Annotated in this window: 17 protein-coding genes; 11 read left to right on the top strand and 6 right to left on the bottom strand. The window is 59.9% G+C overall.

What is annotated here, in order from left to right; genetic code table 11:
* Window positions 1-244 precede the first annotated feature (244 nt).
* Both DMP17_RS05595 and thiS read right to left on the bottom strand, forming a co-directional pair.
* Window positions 245-1,033, bottom strand: coding sequence for a bifunctional sulfur carrier protein/thiazole synthase protein (locus DMP17_RS05595; RefSeq protein WP_337828074.1), 789 nt, complete (start codon window positions 1,031-1,033; stop codon window positions 245-247).
* Between the two features lie 67 nt (window positions 1,034-1,100).
* A complete protein-coding gene (gene thiS, locus DMP17_RS05600) occupies window positions 1,101-1,436 on the bottom strand; it encodes a sulfur carrier protein ThiS (RefSeq protein ID WP_337828075.1) in 336 nt (111 codons plus the stop codon).
* Between the two features lie 262 nt (window positions 1,437-1,698).
* On the opposite strand from thiS, the gene DMP17_RS05605 reads away from it, so the two are divergent.
* The 8 genes from DMP17_RS05605 to DMP17_RS05640 all read left to right on the top strand — a co-directional run bounded on the left by DMP17_RS05605 (window position 1,699) and on the right by DMP17_RS05640 (window position 9,517).
* Entirely contained in the window at window positions 1,699-2,529 is an 831-nt protein-coding gene (locus DMP17_RS05605) for a DUF481 domain-containing protein (RefSeq protein ID WP_337828076.1), read from the top strand.
* A 37-nt stretch (window positions 2,530-2,566) separates the two neighbouring features.
* Window positions 2,567-3,007, top strand: a complete 441-nt coding sequence (locus DMP17_RS05610) for a type II 3-dehydroquinate dehydratase (protein WP_337828077.1) — start codon at window positions 2,567-2,569, stop codon at window positions 3,005-3,007.
* Between the two features lie 160 nt (window positions 3,008-3,167).
* Window positions 3,168-3,617, top strand: coding sequence for an acetyl-CoA carboxylase biotin carboxyl carrier protein (accB, locus tag DMP17_RS05615; RefSeq protein ID WP_337828078.1), 450 nt, complete (start codon window positions 3,168-3,170; stop codon window positions 3,615-3,617).
* A 17-nt stretch (window positions 3,618-3,634) separates the two neighbouring features.
* Window positions 3,635-4,999, top strand: coding sequence for an acetyl-CoA carboxylase biotin carboxylase subunit (accC, locus tag DMP17_RS05620; RefSeq protein ID WP_337828079.1), 1,365 nt, complete (start codon window positions 3,635-3,637; stop codon window positions 4,997-4,999).
* Window positions 5,000-5,064: 65 nt separating this feature from the next.
* Window positions 5,065-6,483, top strand: coding sequence for a L,D-transpeptidase family protein (locus DMP17_RS05625; protein ID WP_337828080.1), 1,419 nt, complete (start codon window positions 5,065-5,067; stop codon window positions 6,481-6,483).
* 428 nt (window positions 6,484-6,911) lie between these two features.
* Window positions 6,912-7,832: a hypothetical protein gene (locus DMP17_RS05630; RefSeq protein ID WP_337828081.1), complete on the top strand. Its 921-nt coding sequence runs from the start codon at window positions 6,912-6,914 to the stop codon at window positions 7,830-7,832.
* A gap of 116 nt (window positions 7,833-7,948) precedes the next feature.
* Window positions 7,949-8,887: a hypothetical protein gene (locus tag DMP17_RS05635; protein WP_337828082.1), complete on the top strand. Its 939-nt coding sequence runs from the start codon at window positions 7,949-7,951 to the stop codon at window positions 8,885-8,887.
* A gap of 9 nt (window positions 8,888-8,896) precedes the next feature.
* Window positions 8,897-9,517 carry a 1-acyl-sn-glycerol-3-phosphate acyltransferase gene (locus tag DMP17_RS05640; RefSeq protein WP_337828083.1) on the top strand — a complete coding sequence of 207 codons (621 nt, stop codon included), beginning with the start codon at window positions 8,897-8,899 and terminating at the stop codon, window positions 9,515-9,517.
* 188 nt (window positions 9,518-9,705) lie between these two features.
* Here the strand turns inward: DMP17_RS05640 and grpE are convergent, their stop codons facing one another.
* From grpE to DMP17_RS05655, 3 genes are read right to left on the bottom strand one after another with little or no spacing between them, the layout of a single operon-like run.
* Entirely contained in the window at window positions 9,706-10,311 is a 606-nt protein-coding gene (gene grpE, locus DMP17_RS05645) for a nucleotide exchange factor GrpE (protein ID WP_337828084.1), read from the bottom strand.
* Window positions 10,308-11,354: a heat-inducible transcriptional repressor HrcA gene (gene hrcA, locus DMP17_RS05650; protein WP_337828085.1), complete on the bottom strand. Its 1,047-nt coding sequence runs from the start codon at window positions 11,352-11,354 to the stop codon at window positions 10,308-10,310. Before hrcA ends, grpE begins: the two co-directional genes overlap by 4 nt.
* A 9-nt stretch (window positions 11,355-11,363) precedes the next feature.
* Window positions 11,364-11,717, bottom strand: coding sequence for a DUF6438 domain-containing protein (locus DMP17_RS05655; protein ID WP_337828086.1), 354 nt, complete (start codon window positions 11,715-11,717; stop codon window positions 11,364-11,366).
* A gap of 34 nt (window positions 11,718-11,751) precedes the next feature.
* On the opposite strand from DMP17_RS05655, the gene DMP17_RS05660 reads away from it, so the two are divergent.
* From DMP17_RS05660 to rdgB, 3 genes are all read left to right on the top strand, one after another.
* The gene (locus DMP17_RS05660; protein ID WP_337828087.1) at window positions 11,752-11,880 is read left to right on the top strand and encodes a hypothetical protein; all 129 of its coding nucleotides are present in this window, start codon (window positions 11,752-11,754) and stop codon (window positions 11,878-11,880) included.
* 102 nt (window positions 11,881-11,982) lie between these two features.
* Window positions 11,983-12,699 (top strand): ribonuclease PH, encoded by a 717-nt coding sequence (gene rph, locus DMP17_RS05665; RefSeq protein ID WP_337828088.1) that lies wholly within the window; start codon window positions 11,983-11,985, stop codon window positions 12,697-12,699.
* Between the two features lie 5 nt (window positions 12,700-12,704).
* Complete coding sequence (gene rdgB / locus DMP17_RS05670) at window positions 12,705-13,319, top strand: RdgB/HAM1 family non-canonical purine NTP pyrophosphatase (protein WP_337828089.1); 615 nt, start codon at window positions 12,705-12,707, stop codon at window positions 13,317-13,319.
* A 177-nt stretch (window positions 13,320-13,496) separates the two neighbouring features.
* Here rdgB and DMP17_RS05675 read toward each other — a convergent pair whose 3' ends face one another.
* Entirely contained in the window at window positions 13,497-15,839 is a 2,343-nt protein-coding gene (locus DMP17_RS05675) for a patatin-like protein (RefSeq protein WP_337828090.1), read from the bottom strand.
* Window positions 15,840-15,928: the final 89 nt, after the last annotated feature.

A 15,928-nucleotide genomic window follows, 5' to 3' on the forward strand; every position in this document is an offset into this window, starting at 1 on the left:
AGGGGTTGGGGTGGGGTCTGTCCGTCTGGCACAGCGTAAACCGCAAAACCCCACCCCACTACGACTAAGAATTTTCGCTAGCGCGTAAAATTCGTAAGTCTCCGTTGCCCCTCCCCTAAAGGTGGAGGGGCTTTCAACTCCAATCTCGGCGAACGTAAACCGTGTTTAGGAAACCACCCCCAACAGTGCCGGACATACCCGGAGCTAGACCCAATCCCCGCCTTCAGGCATAGCCTTCACCCCGTCAAATCAACCCCGCCAGCGGGCTGGACGGGTCGGCATATAGGCGGCGGCCCATGCGGCCTGACAGATAGGCCATGCGGCCGGCTTCAACCGCTGCTTTCATCGCGCGAGCCATCAGGATGGGGTCTTTGGCTTCGGCAATTGCGGTGTTCATCAATATACCATCGCAGCCCAATTCCATGCCGACCGCCGCGTCCGACGCCGTGCCGACACCGGCATCGACCAGCACCGGCACTTTTGCGCCTTCGACGATCAGGCGGATGGTGACGCGGTTCTGGATACCAAGCCCCGACCCGATGGGCGCGCCCAAAGGCATGATCGCGACCGCGCCCGCTTCTTCCAATTGTTTCGCGGCAATCGGGTCATCGACGCAATAGACCATCGGGTGAAAGCCTTCCTTGGCCAATATTTCGGTCGCCTTCAACGTCTCGCGCATATCGGGGTAGAGCGTGCGCGCTTCACCCAGCACTTCGAGCTTGACCAAATCCCAACCGCCCGCCTCGCGCGCCAGCCGCAGCGTGCGGATCGCATCGTCGGCAGTGAAACAGCCTGCGGTGTTGGGCAGATAGGTGATTTTCTTGGGGTCGATATAGTCTGTCAGCATCGGCGCCTTAGGGTCGCTCACATTGACGCGCCGCACCGCGACCGTGACAATTTCCGCGCCCGACGCTTCGACTGCCGCCGCATTTTGTTCAAAATCCTTATATTTCCCCGTGCCGACAATGAGGCGCGAGGTGAAGCTTTTGCCGGCAACGGTCCAACGGTCTGCGGGCCTATTATCTATAGTCACGGATTTTCCTGTCTGTCTTGATGGGGGATATGGGGGAATATGTAGCTTTATGTAGGAAGCGCGGCGGTCAGCCACCACCCACAAAATGCACAATTTCGATCTCGTCCCCCGCCGCGAGCGCCACATCCGCCAAGGTCGAACGCGGCACGATTTCGCGATTGCGTTCAACCGCAACCTTTTCGGGCGCAAGGCCAAGTTCGGCGGCAAGCCCTGCCAGCGTCAAGCCTTCGGCGACGCGGCGCGGTTCGCCATTCACGATAATGTCCAATAGCGCTGTCATCTTTTTACCCAAATCCTTCCGCTCGCGTTGGCAAATGCGGACGGCCTCCCTATAAGGCCGCCTGTCCGGACTGCTTCGCGTCCGGCAAAGCGCCGCCATTTGGGCGGTGCAGTCGTGGCTCATACACACAAGATTGCCCAGAGGAAACATGACCAGTCGCACCCCGTTGCATTTGGCTTTGCTGCTTCTCGCCGTCACGTGGACCCCGTCCGCTTCTGCCCGCGTAATTGCGGCAGCGCCTGCCCCCGCAAGCGCGTCAGCGCCTGCCAAAGCCGCCGCGCAAGAAACCCCGCTCTATGTTCCGCCTTTGGTGGCGACCTTGCCTCCACCTCCGCCGCCTCCCCCTCCGCCACCCCCTCCCCCGCCGCCACCTTCGGCGCGTGATATGGTGGTCGAGGCGATCAAAAACGGATCGAAGGAAGAAATTGCCACCATCGTTAAATATGCCAAGCGCGTCAGCCCCGACGAAAAGGCGGACATAGAGGCGCTGCACAAAGATTATCTCACGCGCCACGCGACCCAATTGGCCGCCGCCAAGGCCGCCAAGGAAGAGGCGCTGCGCACCGCGCGCTTTTTCGATAATTGGAAAGGCGAAGGCGAGCTGGGCGCGTTTCTCACCACCGGCAATACCGAAGCATCGGGCGTGTCGGGCGGGCTAAGGCTCAAGCGCGAGGGGCTGCAATGGCGGCATAATCTGTTCGCCTCGGCCGATTACCAGCGCACCAATGGCGTGACCTCGCGCGAATATATTGTCGCAGGCTATAAGCCCGACTGGAAGATTAATGACAGCCTCTATGTCTATGGACTTGGCCAATATGAACGCGACATCAAGGCCGGTTATGGCCGCCGCCTGTCGCTTGGCCCCGGCCTTGGCTATAAGGTCATCAACACCGCAAAGGCAAAGTTGGACCTTGAGGCAGGGGCGTCCTGGCGCGACACCCAATATCTGACGCAAGCGGCGGAAACCACGGTGGTGGGTCGTCTCGCCGCCAATCTGGGCTGGCAGATTTCGCCGACCTTACGTTTGTCGGAAAATGCGGCGGTGCATTTCGAACCGCGATCTGCCAATATCAACGCGCTGACATCGCTTGATTTCAAAGTCTCGAAAAAAGTATCGACGCGCCTCAGCTATTTATTACTGCATGAAACCGACCCGCTGCCGGGGCGTGAAATGACCGATGGGACCACGCGCTTCACGGTCGTTTATGGTTTCTGACGGGGGCAAGCTTTCATGCGCGAAAAAGGATGATCCGATGGCCGAAACGCCGACAATCTATGTTCTGAATGGCCCCAACCTCAATCTGCTTGGCACGCGCGAGCCGGAGATTTACGGGTCGGACACGCTGGACATGATCGCCGAACGCTTGCGTTCGCAAGGCGGCAATCTGGGCTTTCACATTGAATTCCGCCAGTCCAACCATGAAGGCACATTGATCGACTGGATACAGGAAGCAGGCGCAAAAGCCGCCCATGCCATCCTCATCAATGCAGCGGGCTATACCCATACATCCATCGCCATCCATGATGCGTTAAAGGCCGTCACCGTGCCGGTGTTCGAAGTCCACCTGTCCGAACCCAAAGAGCGCGAGGCGTTCCGCCACACAAGCTATGTCGGCATGGTTGCGAAAGAATGTTTTTCCGGTCATGGGGCCAAGAGCTATGAACTGGCGCTGGACGCCGCCGCCCAGCTTTGACATAGAGCATTTAATCAGGGACGCTTTTTTAACAAGACAGGCTTTCAAACGGGACGCCATCCTTAGCGTCCGGACAAAAGCAAGCGCCGATAACAAATTATACCAAGGGACACGCAAATATATGTCAGACAATAACAGTCATGGGCACGGACATGGGGGCATGAAAATCGACGTCGATATGGTGCGTCAGCTCGCCGAAATGCTCGGCGAAACCGGCCTTAGCGAAATCGAAGTCGAAGATGGCGACCGCAAGATCAAAGTATCGCGCGCTGTCACCGCCGCTCCCGTCCATGTCGCCGCAGCCCCCGCGCCCGTCGCTGTAGCCGCCGCACCTGTCGCTGCTCCCGAAGCCGCAGCCCCTGCCGCCGACGCGCACAGCAATGCGACAAAATCGCCGATGGTCGGCACCGCCTATCTCGCCGCAGAGCCCGGCGCAGCGCCCTTTGCCAGCGTTGGCAGCAAGGTCGCGGCGGGCGACACCATCCTTATCGTCGAAGCGATGAAGGTGATGAACCCGATCACCGCGCCCAATGGCGGCACGCTCACGCATATGCTGGTCGAAAACGGCCAGCCGGTCGAATTTGACCAACCGCTGTTCGTAATCGCCTGAGCCCGGACCGCCCGCTCATGACCATCGAAAAGCTCCTCATTGCCAATCGCGGCGAAATTGCGCTGCGTATCCATCGCGCGTGCCATGAAATGGGCATCAAGACGGTAGCGGTCCATTCGACCGCCGACGCCGACGCGATGCATGTGCGCCTTGCCGATGAAGCGGTGTGCATCGGCCCGCCTGCGGCCAAGGACAGCTATCTCAACATTCCGGCGATTATTTCAGCCGCAGAAATCAGCGGCGCGGATGCAATCCATCCGGGCTATGGCTTCCTCTCCGAAAATGCGCAATTTGCTGATATTGTCGAAGCGCATAACCTGATTTTCGTCGGTCCCAAGCCCGACCATATCCGCATCATGGGCGACAAGGTCGAAGCCAAGCGCACGGCTGGCGCGCTCGGCCTGCCGCTGGTGCCGGGATCGGACGGCGCCATCGAGAGCGTCGAAGAAGCCAAGCGCGTCGCCGAAGAGATCGGCTATCCGGTGCTGGTCAAAGCCGCCTCCGGTGGTGGTGGGCGCGGGATGAAGGTCATCCCCGACGCGGACAGCCTTGAAAGCTTGATGTCCCAGGCCAAATCCGAAGCCAAAGCGGCCTTCGGTGACGATACCGTCTATATGGAAAAATATCTGGGCAATCCGCGCCATATCGAATTCCAGATTTTCGGCGACGGCAATGGCAATGCGATCCATTTGGGTGAGCGCGATTGCTCGCTCCAGCGCCGCCACCAAAAGGTGTTGGAAGAAGCCCCCTCGCCGGTCATTTCGTCGGCGGTGCGTGAAGAAATGGGCGGCATCGTTGCCAAAGCGATGGCCGATATGGGTTATCGCGGCGCGGGCACCATCGAATTCCTCTATGAAGATGGCGAATTTTATTTCATCGAAATGAATACGCGGCTTCAGGTCGAACATCCCGTCACCGAAATGATTACCGGTGTGGACCTTGTGCGCGAACAGATCCGCGTCGCCGAAGGCAAGCCTTTGTCGGTCAAGCAGGATGAAATCGAGTTTAAAGGCCATGCGATCGAATGTCGCATCAATGCCGAAGACCCCGAAAGCTTCATGCCCAATCCCGGCACCGTGACGCGCTATCACGTCCCCGGCGGGATGCACGTGCGCGTCGATAGCGGCCTTTATCAAGGCTATAAGGTGCCGCCTTATTATGACAGCATGATCGGCAAGCTCATCGTTTATGGCCGCACCCGCGAAGGTTGTCTGATGCGTCTGCGCCGCGCTTTGGAGGAATTTGTAATCGAGGGCATGAAAACCACGATTCCGCTCCACCGCAAGCTGATCGACGACCCGCAGGTGCAAGACGGCGACTATACAATCAAATGGCTGGAGGAGTGGCTGGCCCGCAACAGTGAAGCGGACAAACAAAGCTGAATTCCAGCCTTGCCCTTGACGTTCGTTCAGCCGCCATGCAGCATGGATCAGCAATGAGGAACCCCATGTCGAACCCAATCAAACGTGCGCCGCTTGCGGCAACCCTACCGCTTGTCTCTCTCCTTGTTCTTGCAGCCGCATCGCCGGTTCTGGCCCAGACCGGAACCAAGAGCAGCAGCACCAAAGCGCCCGCTTCCAAGGATTTGTCCAAAGCGGTCGAACAAACCGGCAAGCAGCCTGCCAAGCCGCAAACCAACAGCGATCAGGCTGGCCCGGTTGCGCTGGATGCGACCGGTCCGGCGACGGTCGAACAAAATGCGCCCCCGCCGCCGACACAGGTGGTGACGCGCAACTGGTCGCAATCGGACGCGCGCGCGCTCCTCGATCAGATCAAGCTGGCCAATCATTACGGCCTTGTCCCGTCGGCTTATAATCCTTCGGGGCTGCAAGCCGCGATTGAAGGCGGGGATCAGGCGCAACTGACACAGGTTGCAACCGACAGTTTCCTTAAACTAGCGCGCCACCTGCGCGATGGCTCGACGCCCAAATCGGCCAAAATCGAATGGTTCGTCAAAGATGACGACGCCTATACCCACACCGATGACCTGCTCTTGGCGCAAGCGACCGAGCAGCATGATGTGGCGGGCGCGCTCGCCTCGCTTGAGCCCACCCACAATGATTATAAGTTGCTCAAGGCCGAACTCGCCAAGACACCGGCATCGGAAACCGCCAAGATCGGCCTTATCCGCACCAATCTGGAACGCTGGCGCTGGCTGCCGCGTGATCTCGGGCAACGCTATATTTTCGTCAATGTGCCGGAATATACCGCGCAACTGGCGGATTCGGGTAAGCTTTTGCGCACCCACCGCGTGATTGTCGGCAACAGCAAAACCCCGACGCCGCAGCTTAATGTCGATGCCAAGGGCGTGTTCCTGAACCCCGTCTGGTATCTGCCGCAATCCATCATCGACGAAGGCGTGGGCGCGCTGATCCGCAACAATCCGGCGCAAGCCAAGGCGCGCGGCTATACCTGGACCAAATCGGGCAACAAGCTTTATGTCCAGCAAAAGGCGAGCGTCGATAATTCGCTCGGCATGATGAAGATGGATATGCCCAACGACCATGCCATCTTCCTGCATGACACGCCGGCCAAAAACCTGTTCAACACCACCAACCGCGCCTATAGCCACGGCTGTATCCGCACCGACCGTGCGGTCGAATTCGCCGCGTTCATGGCGATCTATTATGGTGGGAAGACGACCGACGAGTTGAAACAGATCATCTATTCGGGCGAAACCAAGCAAATCCCCTTCCCCGAACCGATCCCCGTCTACATCAACTATTTCACCGCGCGCGTCGAAGACGGCCAGTTCAAAAAATTCGCCGATATTTACGGCCGCGACCGTCCGGTTCTGGCGTCAATGGGCTATAAGGCCCCCGCCGCGACCCCTGCGAAAAAGCCTGCGGCCAAGAAAAAAGGCTGAGGCGATAATCCGAGCTACTTTATAGCTACGAAATTTTCTGACCGCTAAACGCGAAACGCTCCGCTGGAGAATGAATTCGCGTTTAGCGGACGAATTGCATTCTGCTTTCAGCCACCTACGCATTCCTGACTGGCAAAAACTGGCAGAGCTTTCCGCCGAAGTGCCGCCATTCCGAGTTAGCATATGCTTCGGGAGAGCATGTGCCCGTGTCAGGCTGAACAGCGAATCAAATATTTATCCCTCTTTAGGCAAAAACCGGTGGCAATTTGATCACACCACCTTCCCTTTCTCCTTTACCGCTCAAATCCGCCACAAACAGGATATGTTATATTCTCCCTTGACGGCCTCTTTGCGACTCGGTATCTCTACAAAAATAATAGAGTTATTTTCTGGTGTCGTAAATAACCTGTTCTATGGGAGTTAAGGATATGAATAAACTGTGGTTTTCCGCAGCGTGCGGCGCTTTGGCCTTGACCGCTTGCGCGCCTCAAGACGATGGCCGGAGCGGTGATGTAGCGACTTCCGCCGTCGACCATTCCGCCGAAACGGCCAATTCCGCATCCGACAGCGCCTCTTTGTCCCCCGGCGCTCCACCACCCGCTACAACCCGCTCCGGCGCGCATCATCCGCCGGTTATCAGCCGCACGGCCGCGCCGAATGTGGCGTTCAGCCATGACTATAGCTTCACCCTCCCCGCCGACCGGATCAGCGGGGTGCAGGAACAGCATAGCCGCCTGTGCGCCGACCTTGGCGTGGCGCAATGCGAAATCACCGGCGTCGATTATCGCCAGAGCCGCGACGGTGGCGTGCGCGCGCAAATGTCTTTCCTCATCGCACCCTCGGTCGCTACGATGTTCGGCACGAGCGCCTTGGCGGCGGTCGAAGCGGCGGACGGCACACTCGCCGATGGCGCAATCAGCAGCGAGAATGTGAAGCAGGCGGTCGATAGCGCCGCACAGGAAATCAGCGCCCGCAACCGCGACATTGCGCGGCTGGAACAGCAAGCCCGCAACCAGCGCGCAGGCTCCCCCGAACGGGTGCGGACCGCACAGGAAATTGCGCAGCTACGCGCGCTCAACGAGGCCAGCCGCCAGACCCAAAGCGATGCGCGCGCCAAACTGGCGCGCACGCCGGTGCATTTCACCTATCAATCGGCGGTGAGTTGGTTCGGCAATAACGCCACGTCCGGCAATGGCGCGGCGGGCTATGCCAGCTCCAGTTTCAACGCGATGCTGAGCCTTGTCGCGCTGCTTGCGCCTTGGGTGCTGCTCGTCGGCCTGATTATCTGGGTGGTGCGCAAATTTACCGCCCCGCGCAAAACCGGAGCGACGCAGCCCCCCGCCGCCTGATGCAATACCGGAGGTCCGGCAGCGGTGACGCGCCGGACCTCCTTCTACCCCCGATATTTACATGTCTTTTCGATGATGGTTGGATGGGAGTCCGCCCGAGGAGAGGAGAAGCTTAAATGTCTATGTTCCCCGATAGTCGCCGCACCAAATGGACGCGCATCACCGCCGCCGGATTGCTCGCCGCAACTACGCTTGCGGCCTGTGGTCAACAAGCGCATGAGGCCCGTTCCGATACGGCGATGGCGGTCGATGCCGTAGCGGATTCCGGCGCTGGTCCCGATATAGCCGTGAGCGCCGCGCCCGGTGTCGCGTTCAATTACCGCTATGCGTTCCGCCTGCCCTCGGCCCGCATCATGGCGGTGCAGGAAGGCCATGCGGCGGCGTGCGAGAAATTGGGCATCGCCAAATGCCGCATTACCGGGATGCGCTACACCATCGTCGATGGCGACGAGGTGAGCGCGATGCTGCAATTCAAACTCGCGCCCGAAATCGCGCGCCAGTTCGGCAAGGACGGCATCGCAGCTGTGGCCGCTGCCGAAGGGATGCTGGTCGATAGCGAGATTAGCGGCGTCGACGAAGGCGCGGCCATCAAGGCTTCGCAAGTGCGCAGCGCCGAAGCGCAGGACCGCATCGCCGAGCTTGAAAAACAACTCCAGCGCCCCGGCATCAAAGACGCCGAACGCGCGCGGTTTCAAGGCGAAATCAGCTACATCCGCCGCGCGCTCCAAGGCGAAGCGCAAGGCCGTGCGGACAGCGCCGAGGCGCTCGCCAACACGCCGATGACTTTCCATTATGGCACCGGCAGCACGATCCCCGGCTTTGATGGCGCGTCCCCGCTCAAGGATAGCTGGCGCGCGGCGGTGACCTCCTTTGTGACCATGCTCGGCTTTGTAATGATGACCATCGGTGTGCTGCTGCCTTGGGCGCTCTTGCTGTTCTTGTTATGGATGCTCTGGAATTCGCGCGGCGGACAGGCCATAGGCAAGCGTTTGAAGCCGCGCCCCAAACCCTCTGCTCCGGCCCCCGTTGCAGAGGCAGAAGGTGGAACCGAATAGAAAGTCTTTATGAACGCCCTTCCCGCCGATCTGGCCCATCCCGGATTATTATCCCGTCTGACACGCGATATAATCCTTGGCCTTTACCGGCGGGAAGGCTGGCGCGTGTTCAACCATGCGCCGGGCATCCATAAGGCCGTGATGATCGCCGCGCCGCACACCTCCAATTGGGACTTTGTGCATTTTCTGGGCGCGACGCGCGAATTGGGGATTACCCCGCGCTTCATGGGCAAAGCCTCCCTGTTCCGCTGGCCGATGCGGCGCTTCATGTTCGAGATGGGCGGCGTCCCCGTCGACCGTTCGCAAAAGCGCGACATGGTGAGCCAGATGGCCGACCAGTTTGCAACCCATGACGATTTCATGCTCACCATCGCCGTCGAGGGCACGCGCGGCAAAGGCAGCGGCAAATGGAAAACCGGCTTCTATCATATCGCGCAAAAAGCAGACGTCCCGATCATTCCGGCCAGCATGGATTATGCGAAGAAGGAGGCGGGGCTACACGCCCCGGTTTATCCGAGCGGAGATTATCGCGCGGATCTGGAAAAAATATTGGCCTGTTATGAAGGGGTAACCCCCGCGCATCCGGACCGGACGCTAGTGGGAAAAGCCGGGGTTGACGCATTTTTGTGATGGGGGGATGAGGCTCTCCCTACTCAACCCTCGTCATTCCCGGCTTGACCGGGAATCCATCTCCTGACCTCACGGCAAATGCCGCAGCAGGCGCGCATTAAACCTTTATGTCAGGAGATGGATTCCCGCTTTCGCGGGAATGACGACGTGCAGAATTTAGGGCTGGATGGGAATTTTTACCCTCCCACTCAATCCGGCTTTTTCGCAACCCCCACCAAGGCCGGACGCAACAGCCGGTCCTTGATCATATAACCCTTCTGCATTTCGTGGATGATCGTGCCGGGTTCGGCGTCTGCCGACGGGACTTCGACCATTGCCTGATGCTTGTTGGGGTCGAGCGTTTGGCCCAATGCTTCGATGCGGCTGATGCCGTTACGTTCAAAAACGCTGATAATTTCGCGCTGGGTTGCTTCGATACCGGCGACAAAGCCCTTGGCAGCATCGTCATTGCGGATCGATTCCGGCACCGCTTCCATCGCGCGTTCCAGATTGTCGGCGACCGACAAAATATCGCGGGCGAAATTGGTCGCGGCATAAGCGCGCGCGTCCTGCGCATCCTTTTCCAGACGGCGGCGGACATTTTGCGTGTCGGCCTGTGCGTAAAGCACGTCCTGCTTGGCCTTGGCGATTTCTTCTTCCAGTTCGAGGACGCGCTTGGCGAGCGGGTCTGCGCCCGCTCCTGCCTGCACCGCCTCATCTTCAAGGCCTACACTGTCGAGCGCCTCGTCAATCACATCCGTTTCGGATTTCGGGCTTTGGGATTTCGGGTCTTGGTTTTTATTATGGTCAGTCATCTCATCAATCTCGATAGGGTTTTCGCAGTAAAGTCAACCATGGGGACGACGCGCGCATAGTTCAAGCGTGTGGGGCCAATTACGCCGACAACGCCGACCACCCGCCCATCGTTCCCGCGCCAGGGCGCTGCGATGACCGACGAACCGGACAGCGCAAAAAGTTTATTTTCCGACCCGATGAAAATGCGGGTGGCGGTGCCTTCGCGCGCGCTATCCAAGAGCCGCGCAATTTCCTGCTTTTCTTCCAGCTCGTCGAGGAGAAGCCGCACACGCTCCAGATCGCCCTGCGCGCTATCGTCGAGCAGGTGCGCCTGCCCGCGCACGATAAGGATAGGACGGTCGGTGGGATCGGACGACCAGACCGCAAGCCCGCGCTCGACCAGATCGGCAGCGGCGCGGTCGAGCGCAATTTCTTCGGCGGCAATTTCCTTGCGCAACCGGCCAAGGGCTTCGCGCAAGGTGAGGCCGCTCAACGATGCGCTGATATAATTGCCCGCCTCGATGAGTGCGCTCGGCGGAATGGCGGCGGGCAGATTGACCACGCGGTTTTCAACCGAACCGTCCGCGCCCACCAGCACCGCCATCGCTTGCCGGTCGGACAAAGGCACAAAGCCCATTTGCCGCAATACCGGCTCTTGCGACGGCACCATCACCAGCCCCGCACAGGCCGACAGCCCTGACAAGGCGGTGGTCGCGGCGGACAGCGCCTCTTCTATAGGGCCTTGGCGGGTGAGTTGCGCTTCGATACGCGCGCGGTCTTCGGCGCTGGGTTCAGCAACCTGCATCATGCCATCGACAAACAGGCGCAGGCCCGTTTCGGTCGGCATCCGCCCCGCGCTGGTATGCGGCGAAGATAAAAGCCCGCCCTCCTCCAAGTCCTGCATCACATTGCGGATCGAGGCGGGCGACAGGTTGAGCGCGGAAAATCTCGATATGGTGCGCGAGCCGACCGGCTGGCCATGCTCCAGATAGGTTTCGACCACGATGCGGAAAATATCGCGCGCACGGTCGTTGAGCTCGGTGATGGGCGGCGTGTGCAGCATATCTCCCCTTTAGGGCTTTGCCGTCGCCGGGTCACCGATAAAAGCATCAATCGGCAAATGTTCGGGCGCGGCCGCAACCGCTTCCGCTATCGACGCATTTGCGGGGTTGTGACAGCCATGATAGAAATCCAGTCTATCCTTGCGCGTGCCATCTTCCCATTCGATCAGGGTTGAATGATGATCGGTTGCCGCCGGACCGCAATCGGGCGACCCGGCCACAATCGCGCGTGTGCCGTTCGGGCGGATGGGCGCCAGCGTGCGGGCAAAGGCGCGATAATCCTCATCGCTCACACTGAACTGGCGCACGCCTTTGAGCGCCACAAACTGCCCCCCTTCCCACGTGGCGCTGCCATCGCTGCGCACCGTCACCTTATAGGCGGGACAGGTGCCGTAACAGATGGACGAATTAAAGCTGATCGAGGTGGGGAGTTCAGTGCCATCAGGCAAAGGCGTGGTCGTGCATCCCGCCAAGCCGGTGACCATTCCAAGCATCGCAACCGCACAAAGGCCTGAAAATATTCGCTGATGCCGCATCATCCTGTTCCTGTCTCTTGTCTTTGATTATCGCATAGCGCGCCTCCATAAAAATGCTTATGGGGGGAGCAGATTTCAAGAACAGGAGATATTCATGCGCCCATCCGGCCGCACCCCCGACCAAATGCGCACGCTCAGCATCGAGCCCAATTTCACCAAACATGCCGAAGGATCGGTGCTGGTGAGCTTTGGCGAAACCAAAGTGCTGGTGACAGCATCGGTCGAGGACCGTTTGCCGCCCTGGATGCGCGGCAAGGGAGAAGGCTGGGTGACGGCGGAATATGGGATGCTCCCCCGCGCCACCCACACGCGCGGCAGCCGCGAAGCCGCCAAGGGTAAGCAATCGGGCCGTACACAGGAAATTCAACGCCTAATCGGGCGTTCCTTGCGCGCGGTCGTCGATTTGAAAAAGCTTGGCGAGCATCAGATCACGCTCGATTGCGATGTGATCCAGGCCGATGGCGGCACCCGCACCGCGTCGATTTCGGGCGCATGGGTCGCGCTGCGCATTGCGGTTGACAAGCTGCTCGCATCGGGCGCGATTACCGAAGACCCGATCCAGCAAAAGGTCGCGGCGATTAGCTGCGGCATCTATCAAGGCACGCCCGTGCTCGACCTTGATTATGACGAGGATAGCAATGCGGGCGCGGACGCGAATTTCGTGCTGACCAGTGACGGTGCAATTGCCGAAGTGCAGGCGACTGCCGAGGGCGAAACGTTTGACGAAGAAGGCCTCCTCCGCCTGCTGCGTCTCGCGCGCATCGGCTGTGCGGAAATTTTTGCCGCGCAAGACCGCGCTTCGGGACGCTAAGCCACATGGACCATCGCAAGCTTGAGCCCGGCAAGATTGTCGTCGCCACCTATAATGCGGGCAAGGTGCGTGAAATCAAGGATTTGCTCGCGCATCTTGGCATGACGCCCGTCTCGGTCGCCGAGTTCGACTTGGAGGAACCGGAGGAAACTGAGGATACGTTCGTCGGCAACGCGCTCATCAAGGCGCGCGCGGCGGCGGAAGGCACCGGCATGGTGTCGCTGGCCGATGATAGCGGCCTGATGGTCGATGCTTTGGGCGGCGACCCCGGCGTCTATACCGCCAACTGGGCCGAGCTCCCCGACGGCACGCGCGATTGGGATATGGCGATGCAAAAGGTCGAAGACGCGCTTGCCGCTTTGGGGCCGGACGCCCCGCGCGGGTGCCAGTTCGTCTGCACCCTCGCGCTCGCCTGGCCCGATGGCCATTATGAAGTGTTTGAAGGCCAAGTGCGCGGCAATCTCGTCTGGCCACCACGCGGCGACAAAGGCTTCGGCTATGATCCCGTATTCCAGCCAATTGGCCATGCGGAAACATTTGCCGAAATGGACCCGGCCCAAAAACATGCGATGAGCCATCGGGCGGAGGCGTTCCGGCGGTTGGTTGCGGCGTCTTTGTGAGAGCGACTGCGCTGTAAGAACAAATACGTTTCTACAAAAAAGCCGTTAGTCCTGAGCCTGTCGAAGGACGGTCTTGAACTTTAGACTGTGGGTGACTGAGGGTCGCCCTTCGACAAGCTCAGGGCTAGCGGTTTTGGGTAAGGAAGCAAGCAAGGTAGGGCAGCCGTCCCCTCACCCTCACCCCTCAGCGCCAATCTCCTTGCGCAGCCCGGCGATTAAATCGCTTACCGCTGTTAACCGCGGTTCTTCCTCGTCCAATATGGCGTGGAACAATGTGCGGCGTAATTCTACCAAACGGCCCGGGGGCAAGGCTTTACCCGCGGGCATGGTGGAGGCGATGATGTCGAGCATCCGTTCGGCCCCGTGGAGACGCCCCCATAGATAATCATTTTCGCGGTAAGAGCGGCTGAAAAATGCGCCGAAACTGTTGAACTGGATGCCCTTCAACGTCGCCTGCGCGCCGCCTTGGCGGATGGCCGAGGCATCATTGGGCGAAATACGGTCAACCTTGATCGGATCATATTCATCGCTCCCCTCGCCTTGCAACAAGGGCAAGGTCGCAATGTCATAATAAGGAAAGCCCAGATAAGAGAGTAGCATTTCGCGCCGCTCGGCCTTGGGAAGCGCGGCCAACGCTTCGGTCATGCGCGCGTCCACAATGGAATCGGTTTCGGCAAGGTCGCAGTCGCGCTCCAACTGCATCAACAATTCGCCAATCCGGCTCGCCGCCGTGTCGGGATGGCCAAAACGGTGCGCGTCGAAAAAATTGCGCGATTGCCGTTCGAAATAAAGCGCAAGGCAGCTATAAATCGCCTCGCGCATCGCGCTCACCGCTTCTTCGGGCACCTCGCCCTTGGCTTCGATTGCTTCATCCAGCCGCCGCGCAAGGAAGCGCAACCGGCGGATACGGAAGCCGAGGTCAAAGCTGCGGAAGAAATGGATGACCGCATCGCTCGCGCCATCGCCATGCGGCCCGCTAATCTGGTCCAACCCGCGCGCGCGAATTTCGGTCCAGACCGCTTGCCGGATATGCTCGCGGTCGCGGCTGTCGGTGAGGCCCAATATGCCGCAAAGCTGCACCGCCAAATCTTCGACTATGCCGGATAATTTGAGATGGCCATAAGCGACATAGGCAAATCCGGCGGCATCGGCGGCGCGTTTTTGTGCGGTGGAGCGCCAGGAGGCAAGCCGCGAGACGGTGGGCCTATCGAGGAAAAAGGTGCGCCCGAATAATTTCTGGACGCGCTCGTCCACCTCGTCGCGCATCGCGTCGATAATCCGCCGCATCCGCCGGATCCGCGACGAACGGCCCGCAATCATTTCGACATTATCGCGGATCGGCTGTTCGCGCGGAATGTCGGACATCGCCCCGAAAATCGTGGTGAAAAAGCCGGGCAGCGCGGACCCATCCTCGCCGCGCTTGGCGGTCATGCGGATGCTGCGCAAGTCGGGTTTGGGGTCGATATAGACGATGCGCCGGTCCACCTCGCGCCGCGCAGGACGCCCGCGCAACTCGTCAATCGCCGGACCGAAAGGCGCATTGGCCAGCACCGACCCGTCAATCAGCACGGTGTCTTCCGCGCTGCCGATGGCCGATTGGCGCGGAAGCTGGGTGGTCAGAAAATCATCGCGCTGGGGCCAAGCATGGTCGCGCTCTTCCAGCACCGCATCCAGTTCGCGCACCGTAAAAGGCGGGAAAGCCCCCGGAAAACTGGCGGTCGCGCGCGCGGCAAAGGTCAAGCCCGCAATATCGCCGAGCGCATCATGCGTGCTTTGCTGGTAACGGAAATTGAGTGTCAGCCGATGTTCGGTTTCGATGACTTCGGCGGGGCTGTGCAACTCCATCCGCTGCGGATAGCCGGCAAAGTCGGTGACGGTGACGATAAGGTCGAGCGGCTGTTCGGGCGGCACCAACGGCCTAGGCATTTCGCCTTCGGGCAGCGATTTGGCCATCGCGTCAAACGCATCGAGCAGCATCCCCGAAAATTGCTTGCCGCCAAAGGGCGGTTCAAACCAGCGCGCGCGGACAAATTGCGAGACTTTGTCGCGCACTTCCTCTTGGGTGGCGGCTTCGACCGTGCGGTCGATCACATTGCCCTGCCGCTTGGTCGCAGCCCAGGCAATCGGCACCGCCCAGAATTTGGTAAAGCCCGACAAGGGCCGCGCGTCGGGGTCGAGCAGCTCGTTCACATCGGCTTTGCTGAGCCACAAATCGGTGAGCGGATCGAGCGACTGGCCGGTGGCTATTGCTTGGGCGAGGAACACTCCGTTTATGCCGCCAGCACTCGCGCCCGCTATAATATCGACAAACACACGGGTCCGGGTGGCCGTCACCATTTCAATATCGGCGATGAGTTGGCGATAGACCTCGCCGGTCGCGGACAGGCGCATATCGGCGTCATGGGCGGCCCTGCTGGCGCGCGCTGCGTGCCAGATTTCCTTGGTAATGCCGTGCATATAGACGGCAAGGCTGATGCCTCCATAGCATACCAGCGCCAGCCGTAATTCCTTTTCCCGCATGGCCGAGAGGTAGCAGCTTTTGCGCGGATGACAAATCTGCTTTGCGTAACAAAGGGCCGGAACCGGCGCGCACCATGCGCGTTACATGG

The organism is Pseudonocardia sp. TMWB2A (genome assembly GCF_017312135.1).

Excerpts from the sequence above, each read along its gene's own strand:
- thiS (WP_337828075.1), bottom strand. The coding sequence starts at position 1,436 with ATGAGCCACGACTGCACCGCCCAAATGGCGGCGCTTTGCCGGACGCGA.
- DMP17_RS05605 (WP_337828076.1), top strand. The coding sequence starts at position 1,699 with ATGGTGGTCGAGGCGATCAAAAACGGATCGAAGGAAGAAATTGCCACC.
- DMP17_RS05610 (WP_337828077.1), top strand. The coding sequence starts at position 2,567 with ATGGCCGAAACGCCGACAATCTATGTTCTGAATGGCCCCAACCTCAAT.
- accB (WP_337828078.1), top strand. The coding sequence starts at position 3,168 with ATGAAAATCGACGTCGATATGGTGCGTCAGCTCGCCGAAATGCTCGGC.
- accC (WP_337828079.1), top strand. The coding sequence starts at position 3,635 with ATGACCATCGAAAAGCTCCTCATTGCCAATCGCGGCGAAATTGCGCTG.
- DMP17_RS05625 (WP_337828080.1), top strand. The coding sequence starts at position 5,065 with ATGTCGAACCCAATCAAACGTGCGCCGCTTGCGGCAACCCTACCGCTT.
- DMP17_RS05630 (WP_337828081.1), top strand. The coding sequence starts at position 6,912 with ATGAATAAACTGTGGTTTTCCGCAGCGTGCGGCGCTTTGGCCTTGACC.
- DMP17_RS05635 (WP_337828082.1), top strand. The coding sequence starts at position 7,949 with ATGTCTATGTTCCCCGATAGTCGCCGCACCAAATGGACGCGCATCACC.
- DMP17_RS05640 (WP_337828083.1), top strand. The coding sequence starts at position 8,897 with ATGAACGCCCTTCCCGCCGATCTGGCCCATCCCGGATTATTATCCCGT.
- grpE (WP_337828084.1), bottom strand. The coding sequence starts at position 10,311 with ATGACTGACCATAATAAAAACCAAGACCCGAAATCCCAAAGCCCGAAA.
- hrcA (WP_337828085.1), bottom strand. The coding sequence starts at position 11,354 with ATGCTGCACACGCCGCCCATCACCGAGCTCAACGACCGTGCGCGCGAT.
- DMP17_RS05660 (WP_337828087.1), top strand. The coding sequence starts at position 11,752 with ATGGACGAATTAAAGCTGATCGAGGTGGGGAGTTCAGTGCCATCAGGC.
- rph (WP_337828088.1), top strand. The coding sequence starts at position 11,983 with ATGCGCCCATCCGGCCGCACCCCCGACCAAATGCGCACGCTCAGCATC.
- rdgB (WP_337828089.1), top strand. The coding sequence starts at position 12,705 with ATGGACCATCGCAAGCTTGAGCCCGGCAAGATTGTCGTCGCCACCTAT.
- DMP17_RS05675 (WP_337828090.1), bottom strand. The coding sequence starts at position 15,839 with ATGCGGGAAAAGGAATTACGGCTGGCGCTGGTATGCTATGGAGGCATC.